At 34.2% G+C, this 13,847-nt stretch carries 12 protein-coding genes; 4 read left to right on the forward strand and 8 right to left on the reverse strand.

Annotated elements, in window-relative coordinates; genetic code table 11:
• The first annotated feature begins 61 nt into the window (after positions 1–61).
• Positions 62–349 (forward strand): hypothetical protein, encoded by a 288-nt coding sequence (locus BV60_RS0101865; RefSeq protein WP_029319117.1) that lies wholly within the window; start codon positions 62–64, stop codon positions 347–349.
• An 80-nt stretch (positions 350–429) separates the two neighbouring features.
• Here BV60_RS0101865 and BV60_RS0101870 read toward each other — a convergent pair whose 3' ends face one another.
• The 5 genes from BV60_RS0101870 to BV60_RS0101890 form a co-directional block, all read right to left on the reverse strand.
• Positions 430–1,467, reverse strand: a complete 1,038-nt coding sequence (locus BV60_RS0101870) for an Ig-like domain-containing protein (RefSeq protein WP_029319118.1) — start codon at positions 1,465–1,467, stop codon at positions 430–432.
• A 410-nt stretch (positions 1,468–1,877) separates the two neighbouring features.
• Positions 1,878–2,594, reverse strand: coding sequence for a YdcF family protein (locus tag BV60_RS0101875; RefSeq protein WP_197029486.1), 717 nt, complete (start codon positions 2,592–2,594; stop codon positions 1,878–1,880).
• A gap of 68 nt (positions 2,595–2,662) precedes the next feature.
• Positions 2,663–2,860, reverse strand: a complete 198-nt coding sequence (locus tag BV60_RS0101880) for a PTS ascorbate transporter subunit IIC (protein WP_026492054.1) — start codon at positions 2,858–2,860, stop codon at positions 2,663–2,665.
• Positions 2,860–3,924, reverse strand: coding sequence for an SPFH domain-containing protein (locus BV60_RS0101885; protein ID WP_029319120.1), 1,065 nt, complete (start codon positions 3,922–3,924; stop codon positions 2,860–2,862). Before BV60_RS0101885 ends, BV60_RS0101880 begins: the two co-directional genes overlap by 1 nt.
• A 102-nt stretch (positions 3,925–4,026) precedes the next feature.
• A complete protein-coding gene (locus BV60_RS0101890; protein WP_029319121.1) occupies positions 4,027–4,935 on the reverse strand; it encodes a CPBP family intramembrane glutamic endopeptidase in 909 nt (302 codons plus the stop codon).
• A 255-nt stretch (positions 4,936–5,190) separates the two neighbouring features.
• Between BV60_RS0101890 and BV60_RS21525 the strand changes: the two genes are divergently transcribed.
• The gene (locus tag BV60_RS21525) at positions 5,191–6,726 is read left to right on the forward strand and encodes a sensor domain-containing diguanylate cyclase (RefSeq protein WP_029319122.1); all 1,536 of its coding nucleotides are present in this window, start codon (positions 5,191–5,193) and stop codon (positions 6,724–6,726) included.
• Positions 6,727–6,826: 100 nt separating this feature from the next.
• Here the strand turns inward: BV60_RS21525 and BV60_RS0101900 are convergent, their stop codons facing one another.
• The 3 genes from BV60_RS0101900 to BV60_RS0101910 form a co-directional block, all read right to left on the reverse strand.
• A complete protein-coding gene (locus BV60_RS0101900) occupies positions 6,827–8,077 on the reverse strand; it encodes a replication initiation protein (RefSeq protein ID WP_029319123.1) in 1,251 nt (416 codons plus the stop codon).
• 1,847 nt (positions 8,078–9,924) lie between these two features.
• On the reverse strand, positions 9,925–10,485 hold the full coding sequence (locus tag BV60_RS0101905; RefSeq protein ID WP_029319124.1) for a hypothetical protein: 561 nt from the start codon (positions 10,483–10,485) through the stop codon (positions 9,925–9,927).
• 1 nt (position 10,486) lies between these two features.
• Positions 10,487–11,260: a ParA family protein gene (locus BV60_RS0101910; protein WP_029319125.1), complete on the reverse strand. Its 774-nt coding sequence runs from the start codon at positions 11,258–11,260 to the stop codon at positions 10,487–10,489.
• A gap of 1,503 nt (positions 11,261–12,763) precedes the next feature.
• On the opposite strand from BV60_RS0101910, the gene BV60_RS0101915 reads away from it, so the two are divergent.
• A complete protein-coding gene (locus BV60_RS0101915; protein WP_029319126.1) occupies positions 12,764–13,282 on the forward strand; it encodes a hypothetical protein in 519 nt (172 codons plus the stop codon).
• 245 nt (positions 13,283–13,527) lie between these two features.
• Positions 13,528–13,821, forward strand: coding sequence for an AMP-binding protein (locus tag BV60_RS0101920; RefSeq protein WP_029319127.1), 294 nt, complete (start codon positions 13,528–13,530; stop codon positions 13,819–13,821).
• Positions 13,822–13,847 lie beyond the last annotated feature (26 nt).

A 13,847-nucleotide genomic window follows, 5' to 3' on the forward strand; every position in this document is an offset into this window, starting at 1 on the left:
TATCAATAACATACCGGTCTGAGCCGGATATAAGTGTTTGTTTAATATAGAGGATGTATTTATGAGTAAGGTAATAAACGATGTAGATGTTATCTGTGAACATAAGGCAGATGGCAGTATTATCCCTCTACGCCTCAGGTTTATGAATGATGACGGAGAATATGAAACATTTACCATTAAAGGCTTTAGAGAGGCCGAAAAAAGAGGCACACATACAACTGAAGACGGAATCTATGTAGGAGACTCCACCTTCATCTTTGAGTGCTTGATCATTTCGATGGGAATGAAACGAATAGTGAGGATATATTATGACCCGAGAACCGGATCAAAATGGCGTATGGCAATATAAATTACGGGGTTGGCTCATATTGTGATGTGAGCCAACCCCTCTTAGGTTTACCTATTATTTAGAATTAAAAATAATTGTGATTAATAAATACTAGCTGTGGATATAACAAATCCCCAGTCACCGGGGTTCGGTGACAGATACCACTGTTTATCCTTAGGATCCTGATATACAGCTACTGTGGAGTTATTCTTAAGGCACGGATGATCATCCGTATGGAACTGGAGCTTTTCAAGATATAAAGGTCCATAGGATGTCCATGCTACAGGCGCATAAGGATACTCTTCAAGGGTAATTGTATATGGCTGGTTAGGTGTATATTTGTTTGCCGGTGTTGAGCCGTCAAAAAATGCCCATGGAAGCTTTGTCTTCTTATCATCATATCCAAAATAATATGAGAGATTTCCCGAACCGCCAACATTTTGCGCTGAAACAGAAGGTGATATCATAAGGTAATCCATCATCGCCTTACCATCAGCATCTCGACCCTCTGAATATGCAGCAAGGGCTGACATCAAGCATGCAACGGTTAAATATTTTCCATCCTGTTGTCCATTCTCAGCATTACCTTTTCCATCACCACGATTTATTTTTTTGAGATGACTTACCTTCTTAGGGAATCCGTTAAATTTAACAGTCGCCTTAGTCAGTTCTTCCTCTATCATTTCCGAACCCTTGGATGCTTTTCTTATAACTGTTGAATACTGTATTGCGGGTTGATTGATTACTGTGTCATCCTTAACTGTTACTGTGCAGGTAAGCCTTACAGAACCTGCTGATGCAGTAATTGTTGCTGTTCCTTCATCAACGGCCTTTACAAGCCCATTATCTACTGTAGCAACCTTTTGGTCTGAAGAACTCCAGGAAACGTTATTTAAATTGTTTACTGAAAGCTGAACAGTTCCTCCAATTGTAAGATCAGCAGACGTCTGGCTGATTGTGGCTGCGGGAACGGTTACGTTACAGGTAACCGCTGCAGGTCCTGCCTTAGCTGTAATAGTTGCATTTCCCGCTCCTACAGGTGTTACAAGACCACCATTTACTGTTGCAACAGTTGCATAATAAAAACCGCTATGCAGAAAAATGCCATATTCTGCATAGCGGTAAATATTTAAACCCAAATTTTATTACACGAAAAACAAACGTCTCTTCGATGGACGGTAATGTGACGTGATGCGATGAAATTAAGTGTTTTTCCGAACCTCATCGATGTCAATTTTATCTCCCCTCTTTTGGATAAAATTCACTCTCAGTTACTAAAAAATACTTCTTTTTAACGCGACCAAGTCTAATTATAAATGAAATTTTAATTTCATAATCTACGAATTTTGAAGCAGCTTATTCAAAATTCGTACTTGACAAATAATTTATATGTTTCCTATTAGCTTCAAAAACAACCTTATTAAAAATATATTGCTTACACTTAGTTTCTTTTGCTATATATTTCATGATCAAAACTTGTGCAGCGTTTGCAAAATAACCGGCCTGATTGCAGAATACTTACTATTTATCCGGCAATAAACACATTGTACTAATACAAAAGCGGTAAATCCCTGATAATTCCGAAGGATTCCCTGACCATATTATTAGGAAGATACCATGGCTCAGTATATGCAGCTATACCGTAAATATCAGCTGTGGTCTGCTTCTTTGCAATATGCACACCTCTAAAAACATGAAAATTGTTTGTTACAATGCCTATTTTTTTAGTTTTGTCCACATTCTGATCTCTTCCATCGATGATATTCATGGAAAATGCAATATTCTCTGTAGTATCAATTGCTTTAGTCTCTGCGATAATGCGCTCCGGATCTAATCCTTTATTAGCGAGGTAAGTCTTCCCGCCCTCACCTTCACTTATGGATTCATTAGGTCCCTGCCCACCTGAAACAATGCAGATTGTCCCGGGATTCTTTTCGAGATATTCATAAGCAGCATCCAATCTGTATTTAAATACAATACTTGGCCCTGAATCTCTCATCTGAGCACCTAAAACCACAATATAATCAAGATTATCTTCTCCCTTATCGCTAAAATGACTAAGCATTGCAATAACGCATGTAATCAAAACCACAAATACAAGTGCAATCAGACAATAGCAGATTTTTCTGAATCCTCCCGGCACTTTCATCCATCTTTCGTTTCCAGAGAAGAAAAAAGCTACCGCAAAAAACGCTGCACCTGCTATCCATATCACGAAGGAGAATGTCCCGCTTCCTACCAGATAAATGCTTATTGAATAAATCATGCATATAAGCATCATCACTAAAAAAAACGTTCTGAAATATTTCATTATAAGTAATCCTGTCATTATTATCACTTAATATCAAATTCCGGTGGCTCGTCAAGATGCTCTGAAACATACTTGCCGTCCTTCTTTCTCTGCTTAACACATTCAGTCAAAAGATATTCTATCTGTCCGTTCACCGAGCGAAAGTCGTCTTCAGCCCAGGCAGCAATGGCATCATACAACTTGGCGCTCAGGCGAAGCGGAACCTGCTTTTTCTCAGCCATTAGTATAGACTTCCCGAATTAACTATGGGCTGCGCGTCATGATTACCGCAAAGGACTACGAGAAGATTAGATACCATAGCTGCCTTCCTCTCTTCATCAAGTTCAACCAGTTCTTTTTCGTTAAGTCTCTCAAGTGCAAGCTCAACCATTCCAACCGCACCGTCAACAATGAGCTTTCTGGCATCAACAACAGCTGCTGCTTGCTGTCTCTGAAGCATCGCTGCTGCAATTTCGGGTGCATAAGCAAGGTATGTGATTCTTGCATCAACTATTTCCAGTCCGGCATCTGTAACCTTGGACTGTATTTCTTCCTTAATGCGCTGAGCCACGAGCTCTGTTGATCCTCGAAGACTTCCGTCATCTGCCATTCCATCACCTGTTGTGTCAACATTCTCGGTAATATCATAAGGATAGAGTTTTACCACGTTTCTAACAGCTGTATCACTCTGAAGTGACAAATATTCCTTAAAGTTGTCAACTGCAAACACAGCCTTTGCTGTATCTGTAACCTTCCACATAACTGCAACTGCGATTTCAACAGGATTTCCAAGAAAATCATTAACCTTCTGTCTTGAGTTACTAAGAGTCATAACCTTAAGTGAAATCTTCTTGGACTGATTACCGGAAACCTGCATATCGGAGCCTGAAATTGAAATGCCTGCAATCTTCTTGCTATCGGCAATATCACCGCTCTGACCAAGCTTGGTGTCTGCAGCAGGGTTAAAGGCTGTGCAGAAAGGATTTACAAAATAAAAACCATCCTCTTTTAAAGTTCCGATATATTTTCCGAAAAGCGTAAGCACAAGTGCTTCGCCCGGTTTTAAAACTTTAAGACCAAGTAAAGGAAACCAGCCAAGTGAAACATATATGATACTAAATATGAATAAAAATTTGTTCAGTCCATCTGATGTTGCTCCTGCAATAAATGCATCCGGATTATCAAGCCCCATCGCAGTAAATACCAATAGCAATATGGCTGCTGCATAAGCTGCTATAGTTACAATCATTATTGCCATTCCGTTTTTATGTCCCTGTAAGACTTTTTCTTTTACATTTTCATTCATAATACTTGCCTCCTTTATAAACATATATTTTATTTACTTTTTTCATCTATAAATGTATAGATTCCTATTTTTCATTTTTTCGTTCTAAACGTCATGTTTTTTTTATACCGATTTTTGTTTTCTGTAATTGAAATAAAAAATCACCGCACCTACTACAATAATCGGAAGTCCTGCAATAATGCCATTTGGGAAAGGCCCCAGGAGTCTGTAAGCACCTACATCGGGTTTACTTACCATGATTGGAAGTGTCGCCGCAGCGTTTATTGAGCCATGCAGGATTGCAGGAAACCAAATACATTTGCTCTTTTCATAAACCCAGTCATGAATAATTCCAAGTAAAACAGTATATAAGCAAAATACCAGCATTCCGACAACCGGGAAGCCTATATATTCTGTTCCATACTCGTAGCCGATAAAAGCGATGAGAGGCCAGTGCCATATTCCCCAGATGATTCCTCCAATTATAACTCCTTTACTTCTGCCAAACTTCTCTTTTAATACCGGATTCATATAGCCTCGCCAGCCAACTTCTTCCCCAACTGCTACAAACATATTTATTAGAGGTGCATATAAAGAAGCACTTAGGGAATTGATCAGGAAATATTCCGAATAGCTAATTCCCTGTGCCTCAAAGGCTTCAGTTGCAGCCTTTCCATTCTCTCCCGCTGCAGCAAAAACGGCTTCTCCTGTAATATCAAAATGTCCCGGAAAAAATGCAAAATATAATGCCATACCTGCAAAAGTCAATATAAAGGGTACAAACCAAGAGAATAGCAGTATTCCGATATTTCCCTTAATTTTAGGCTTCCATCCCATTCCCTTCAGAGTAATCCCTGAAATAAGCGTTACAACCAAAGGTACATACATCATAACTGACATAAGAAGTTGCCCTGCTGTTGCACCTCCATTCTGATAGAGCATCCATACAGCAACCTGCATTACCCAGGCAATCAGGAATACCCAGCGAAGGTATTTTAATAAAGTTTTGCTGTCATATTGTGTAGTTTCCATAACATACCTCCATTTCTCAAAAAAATAATATCGCAAACATTTTCGTTTATCTATCTGATATCATTATGATATCATTTGCATTTCAAATGTCAACACCCATATTTGGGGTTATCTACATAATGCACCCACAATATAAATCCTTTTAATCTTCGGATTTATAAACATTCTCTAAAAAATAACTACTAAATATCAATTGGGTAATTTACTATTGTAAAATAAATACGTACCTGAATAACCCATTTTACGGTATTGTTTATGACAAACATGAATTTTTCGGAATTACAACAGTATATATCCAAAGTAACGGACTATCCCTCATTCATCCGTGAAAACAGAGTTATGGTGAACAGATACTTAAATACTGTTCTTTGGTTTTGTATACTTACAGGCCCTGCCATAGCCGTTGGTATTAAATTGGGTATTTTCGAGGTTGCAAGTTACACTACATGTTTTGCCATATCCATACTCATGTCCATTGTCGCTTTTTTACATAGGAAAATCATAAAAAGATGGCCTTATTCCAAGCATGTTGGATTGCTTGCTCTTCTTGCAATGGAACTACTTATAGTATTCATGGTATACAATCATATCCATATTCACATTACCTGGTTTTTCATTCCTCTTTTGGGCATCCTCTTTTGTGAAACAAAGCTATTTATAATCATTCTTATTTCCAATTATGTAGCCATGCTTATTGCCACATGGCTTATTTCTCCTTATAACGCCGGTATTAGTACCTCCTATTCCAATGCTACCGATTATTTCATAAATACTATCCTCGGTTACACAATTGAAACAATTGTTATGCTTGTAGGTGGGCTTACCATAACAAATATTCTGATCAATTACTTTACAGTTCTGATAAGTAGAAATAAGGAATCTATCGAAAATGCCGAACGATTGAAAGAGCAGATGACTATTCTTTTCTCAATGGCCGAAGTTTATGACAACGTAAATCTTATAGATCTTAAATCCATGACAGAAATGTCTCTAAGCGACCAATCCTACAATACACACGAGCTGGATTTTGAAAAACATGCCCATACAAAGATGAATCACCTGATAAAAAGACAGGTTTCGCCCGATCATCTTGATCGATTTCTTGAATTCACTAATTTAAGAACTTTGGAAAACAGATTAAAGGGTAAAAGATTTATTTACGGGGAATTTATAAATGTTGAAACAGGCTGGTTTCGTGCTCAATATATTAACGTCGAATCCTATGAAAACGGCGTTCCATATCTTGTAGTATATACTGTGCAAAATATCAATATGGATAAACGCCGCGAAGAAGATCTTATTCGCATTTCCCTTACAGATGAGCTTACACAACTGTTTAACAGACGAAGCCTCGATAATGATCTGGCCATATACAAAAACTCCGCTTTGGAGGAAGACTTTATTATAGCCTCCATTGATATCAACAGATTAAAAGCAGCTAATGATACCCTGGGACATGCAGCAGGAGATGAACTTATAAGAGCAACAGCAAATTGCTTAACTTCTGTTATTCAGGATTCAGGAAAAGTGTACCGGACTGGTGGTGATGAGTTTACAGCTATTATTCATTCTCATAATATAAAAGCTATTGATAAAGAAATTCGTAAAAAAGCAGCAGCCTGGAAAGGCAATTATTGTGATAGTCTTGCAATCTCTATTGGTTACGCTGCCCATAAAGACTATCCTGATGTATCCGTAGAAGAATTAAGAAAAATCGCAGATAATATTATGTACGACGAAAAAACAAAATATTATCAGGAAACAGGTTATGAGAGGCGTGGGAGACGCTAATGTACCTGTTTTTATTGTAAAAGAACGGCACGCGAATTTCTGATGAAATTCGCGTGCCTATAGATTTTCTAAATTTCCTCAAAAATTCGGAAATCATTCTTTAATTATCAAGCAAAACATCTTCCATATCCGCAAAATTGATACTTCTCTGCTCAAATTCGCCAAACTGGGATTTTCTTATACTTTTCTTTTTTACAGGAGCTTTATATCCGTTTTTTATTGCAGAAATCATAAATCCGATAACATTATCAACATCCCCGGAATATTTCAGGATTTCCGCAGCCTCGGTTATCTTGGGAATATCATATGAAGCAGCTTCAGCTATTGATTTTGCATCCGAACTGCCAATTCTTGCAGAACATGCATCCTCCATGATATCCCTGACTTTGAATATAATATCCAGCTTTTCCTCTTCTGAATACTCCTTAACGGGTCTTGTCTTCTCTTCTGCCTTTTTTGACTGTTCTTTCTTATAATCAAGGATAAACTTGATCATTTTGACCTTAGCACCCTTTTTAATAGGCTTAAAATCCACAGAAAGTGCGGTCTTTTCATTAATCTCATCAACAGAAGGAACTATTATACGTTTTTTAAGATCCGAATATACCGGATACACAGGACTGGGCTTTATTCCCGCTGCTTTATCTGCCTCGTATTTTTTCAAGGCAATCTCTTCTATCCTGTCATAATCAGGATTAGGTGAATTAAGTATCTTATATATTTCAGGTGAAATCTGATGATCAATGATACCTGCCTTAAGCTTCAGATCAGTAAGGCTGATCTCGAAAACTACGGGTTCTTCCTTTACCTTATGTACAGCTCGGTTATAATCCAGCTGAGACTTTAAGAACTCATACAGTCTGAAAGAGTACATACTGGATAAACTCATAGCCTCCGGCATAGACAATATCGTATAATTGCCTTTATAGAACTGAAGGTAATCATTCAGCTTATTATTAAAGGTTATACGAAACTCACCGTTCTCAAAATTGGCATCTGTAACAACGTTTGTTACCTGTAACCTTTTTTGCTCATCATCCATATAGATAATCTTCCAGTCAGTAAGAGTAGCCTTCTCTTTATTAGGAAGAGTCAGTTCCTTGATATGCTGATATGTTGATCCACCAGTCGTTCCCAAAATGTCCTTTAATTGTTGAGAATACAGGACACATTCCATTGAATTGGTCTTTTCATCCATATAAGCATATGAAAGTGAGATCATAAACAGCTTTTGCAGCATTAATGATGCCCTTCCACGGCTATTTATCAGTATATTGGATTTTTTTACGGAATTCATCGATGTCGGCAGGAGCTTCTGCTGCTCATACCGCTCGTTAGACATTCTCCCCATTTGTCCCCCAAATCGTTTATGATATATAATCTCTTGTGATATGTAACAAATCATCTACCATATTTTGTATTTTCTTTTAATATTCTACCACAAAACCATTCCCGATTTGTCCGTTTTTTTATTCCCAATTTGTCCGTTTTGGTTATTTTCCTCATATGTCCGTTTTTTAGGGTTTTAATTTCCCAATTTGTCCCACTTTATTTCTTTAACAAATCCTCTCAAACTACTGATTAACAGTGGCTTAATGTAATTTTCCCAATTTGTCCGTCATACCTTTCACATTTTTTTATTGATATTTTCCCAAAATGACCATAGTTTAAAGAGCATAATATTCATCAATAAAAACGTACAATATATATTATTTTTATCAATAAATTTTGTTATTTAAAAGCGTGACTAACTCGGTCAATAGCTCATTTTTAGATTATTTTCGATTGTTCAAACATCAAAAAACAATATATTGTTCATTTCTTAGCTATGAATTTTCCTCATATGTCCGTTTATATGATTTATATAGAAATTTGCCTTTTTTGTCCCTTATATTCCCTATTTGTCATGTTTATCTCCTCATATGTCCGTTTTCTACTCCCTGTCTGTCATATTTTTATACCTGGATGTCTTTATATAACGCTCCCCAAAAGTCCCTCTAAAAGCCTCTTTTTGTCCTTATGGAACTACCTGAAAATCCCGCTATTACTCCCTATTTGTCCGTTTAATAGTTATAAAAATGGCTTATTCTCGCACTATACAATAATTCTAAATAAATAAAAGAAGTTGTATGTTAAGTAAATATAATAACATAACATTAAATGTGTATATGGACAAATTAGGAATTTATTTTTCTTGTAACATGAAATTGTTTTAATGTTATCCATATACATGATGAAATAGTAACAATACCAGACAGAGTTATCATTATATATTTCTTGAAAATATTGATTGGATAAAAAGAAATATTCTATAAACCGGTATAAATTGTTGATGAAGGTTCATAACCGCATAAATAAGTATGTATTAGATTTAACAAGGATAATGATCTTTTATTAAATAATCCTCTAAAAAGACGTTAAAACCTATTTGTAGAAGATTATTAAGGTCATTATGACAATGATATTGTCATAACATTTAGAGAATAAGCAATAGCCTCTATTTACTCAAATCAAAAATCTCTGTTTTAAAACATTTTTTATAGACATCATTTACTGGTTTAACGATAATAATAGGATTTATTAGCATGCATATGATGTATATATATACGGCTGAGTGAAAGATTTAAATAGAACATAGGAAAAGTGAATTTATCAAAGATATGATGTATTTTATTTGAAAAAATGGAGAAACAATAATGCGTTATATGTGGAGTAAATAGTAGCGTAATGCGTGTGATAAAATAACGTATATATATTGATGATAAAAGGTAGTTATAAACATGAATGGATTTATATGTTTGGTTGATTTTTTTTACTCTTTTTGTGCGAGAGAAAACATATTAGTGTAATACAAACCGAAAAAATAAGAATCAAAATAAAGATAAATAATTATAAAAAAGAAATATAATTTTTTATCTTTATAAAGATGAAAAATTATATATTCTTTTTATTGAAATTACATGAAAATATATTGTTATTATAAATATTTAAAAGCCAAGCAATCTGTTTATGATGCTTAGCTTTTAATAATATCCATATTAATAAATCAAAACATGATAACAAATGTGATATATGACTGACTGAGACAATAAACCCTTTAAGTAAGTTCTATAACCCTTATTTGTTTTATAATTTACACATAAAATTTGATTAAAAAACTTAAGGTTAAATATTTTTTAAAGATACAAAATATAGGATTTATCTGAAGGCTTGTTCATGATTTATTTTATAAAATTCTATGACTTCATCCCAAAATTTATTTAACTTTTTACCAAGTGCTCCTGACTGTCTGGTAAGGTATATATAATTCTCCTCAGAAATGTCAGCAGCTACACGGTGACGAAGCTTGGAAAGATCTTGAGCAGGTTCCGGTGTAGGTATAACAACCGGTTTAACAATTTCCTTTACTATAGGAGTCTCTACTACCGGTGTAGGAATAACTATCTCCTGTTCAGGTTCTTCCTGGATTTTTTCTTCTATTGGAGCCTGAATTACTGTTTCAACAGGCTCTTCCGTAACAGTTTCTTCAACAATAGACTCAGTTTCAGCAATTTCTTCTTCTATCATTTCATCTACAGGTGACTCTTTTACGGGCTCTTCCTCGACAACTTTTACTTTTTCGGTTTTTACTGTTTTAGCAGCCTTCTTTTCAGCTTTTTCAGCCTGTTGTCTGGCTTTTTCCTTGATATTTTCAGAAACAGAGTTTCTGTTATTTGCAAATGCTTCAGCAAAATTTTTTGATGATTTTCCGGCTGCCATATTATTCTACCCCCAGATATTCTTTAATAAAGTCCTCATAATCAAGCTCTACACCACTTCCTGATGAATAATCAATAAGAGGCATTTTCATGACCTGAGACTCTTCAACTGTTACCGTAGTACGAATACTTGTATCAAAAACTCTTGTACCCATTCTTTCAGCTTCAGCTTCTATAATGCTCTTTCCTGCCTGGCCTACTTTTGTGCGGCTGGAATGCATTGTAAGAAGTATACCTGCAACAGAAAGATTACTGTTAAACCTCTTCTGGACTGTTTTTATTGCTTCATAAATGTTTCCAAGTCCCTGGAGAGCATATTCTGATGCCTTTATCGGAATTACAACATCATCAGCAACAATTAAAGAATTCATAAGAAGCTGGTTAACATTCGGACCTGTATCAATTACACAATATTCATATTCTGAAAGATCACTCTTTTCAAATGAATCTGAAAGTTCAAAAAGACCGTTTGGAGAGGATGAAAGCTTTGTTTCTGCCTCTGCAAGAAGTGGATCGGCAGCAACAATATCACCGATTTCAGTGTGCTGAATGACATCACTGATTAATTTTTTGTTTTTGCCTGATTCAACAAGTACATCATAAAGCGTTGGGACACCCTCTATCTGTGCTCTGAATGTGTTTGAAGAGTTACATTGTTGATCTGTATCGATAAGGAGTGTTTTATGTCCTAACCGATTTAATATTGCACTCATCTGGACGGCAGTAGTTGTTTTTGCAACGCCACCCTTCTGAGATGCGATTACGATGGTTCTCATGAAAATAATTACCTCCAAAAGGGAACAAATTTAGTAATATCCCCTATATTTTAATGCTGGAATTTGTGAATTTATCACAAAAAAACATACTATCATTCATACAAATTATATTATAAATATAAGAAATATTCAATATAAGAATGATATAAATAATATGCTTATATTAATTAATTTAATTCATATATATCATATTTGTAAATTAATTAATAATTCTCATAACTAAAATATATCTTAACTTTCACATATAAATTATATGTGTTAATAGACATATATATTTCATATATATCAAATCAAACATATAAATCAATTTAATTATTAAACTTATATAAGCAATATATCTTATATAAACATTAAAACATATCTTTATAATAAAACACATATTATACATATACACTAATAAACTAATATTAAATATATGACTCAATATACACATATTATATATATTTATGATATGTAGAATAAAACATAAAATAATTAACTGAAACATAAGACAAACATGAATAATATAATATATATCAATAATAAAATATATATCAATTATAAAATATATATGATTGAATGAATAAATATTATATATATAAATAACAAAATATATATAAATGAAGGAATATATATAATATGTATCACTAATAATGTATATATGAGATATATAAGACACATAAGATAAATATGATAAATTACAAATATAATTAATATAAATAATGTCTATCATTAAATAAACATAATATATATAAAGCATATAATACATATGTACGATATAAATAAATGTACACATATAATACAAATAACCAATAATGAACATATTAATAATATATTGCATTTAAATCATATATAAACTATTTATTAATGTTGATATATTTATTATATTTATTATATCACATACATATATTAGATATGTCAATATAGTTATCTATGTAATAGATGTTACATTTGTGACATAAATCACATATCTAAACAAATTATTATTAAAGAGTGAATTGAATGAGATATATATGAATAATGTAACATTAATCACACATATCACATTATTCACATATGTTGCAATAAATGATATCGTTTTTTTTAATTAATTATATTCAAGATTTATTATATCAAACTAAAACGTGCTATTTAAGGTTGTTTCGATAGTAATGTTCTTTAAAATAATTGTGGTCTTTTATGTAAATCACATAAACTGTGTCAAATTAGAAATAAAAAGCCTGTTTTTACGGGCATTTATTCTTGCGCTTACTGCCATTTTCCTTTTGGGGATGACTATTGTTTTTTTATCTTTTTTTCAGAGAATGATAATGGGTTTATATATTATTTGTTGTAATACTTGCACTATGAACAATATTGAAGATTTAATTACGCTTCAATGTAAGACATTATGATTCTGCGAGCAAAATAAGAGAGTAAGAACAAGTAAAGATACTTGTAAATTTGTAATCAAAACAAATATAATGAAATTATCATAAAACAGATTTTTCTCTATAGTTTTTTCAGAACGGAAATATATTGTCTATGAAAGATTTTGAAGCCTTAAAAGAAAAAAGCCTTAGTGACGTTAAGAATGCAGGAATTAAGATTGGAAAAATTGTATCCTGGGAGATAAATACAAGGGCTAAAACCAGGTGGGGACAATGTAAGAAAAATATTGACGGAACATATGCAATACAGATTTCTTCGACGCTTCTTACAGATGATCGAATATCTGAAAAAGCAGTGCTCGAAACCATGATACATGAGATACTTCATACCTGTGAAAATGGGATGAATCACCAGGGAAATTGGAAAATCAACGCTGAAATCATGAACAGGACATATGGCTATAATATTAAGCGTATAACAAAGGGCAGTGAGAAAGGCGTTGAGGACTATAAGAGTAAACCGAGGGAAATTAAGTATATTTTTACCTGCAAAGGGTGCGGGGTACAGATATACAGAAAGAGAGATTCAAAATTTACGAGAAATTACAGGAATTACTGCTGTGCAAGATGTGGGGCAGTAGCTTGGTCAAGAAAATCAGTACAAAGACAATAAAAATTTAATAATTTCCAGGATGTGAGGATTTTTTCTAATTGAAAATTCATATCAAGGATAAGTCAAGCTATAGTGAGTCGAGGGATTTGCTATGGCTTTTTTTGTAAAACAAATACTGAAATGTTAAAAATTTATGTGATGGGATAATAAGGGCACGGCTGTTTCTTGTAGGGGCTAGGTGAAAATGATAAGATTAGTCTATTACAATGCGGAAGTTTATTTGAGTTTCTTGTGAGGGTGAGATTATGGGTACTTTTATAGAACTCTTTGAAGCAAATGTCCGTGATCATAGGGATAACACTGCGGTAATTGATTCTGTGACAGGAATCAGCCTGACATATGGGGAATTGGATACCATGGCGGGGAAGCTGGCTGCAAAACTTCAATCCGGCGGTGTTGAAAAGGGCGACGCTATCGCCGTTGTACTGCCGCACAGTATTGATTTTATCGCTTCCGTGCTTGCGGGTATGAAACTTGGAGCGGCTGTTGCGCCGTTAAATGGATCATATCCACCAAGCAGGCTTGCATATATATCATGACTGTCAGGCAAAGGCGGTGATCACTC

The sequence above is a fragment of the Butyrivibrio sp. AE3004 genome, assembly GCF_000703165.1.
In the GTDB taxonomy this organism is placed as follows: Bacteria; Bacillota; Clostridia; order Lachnospirales; family Lachnospiraceae; genus Butyrivibrio.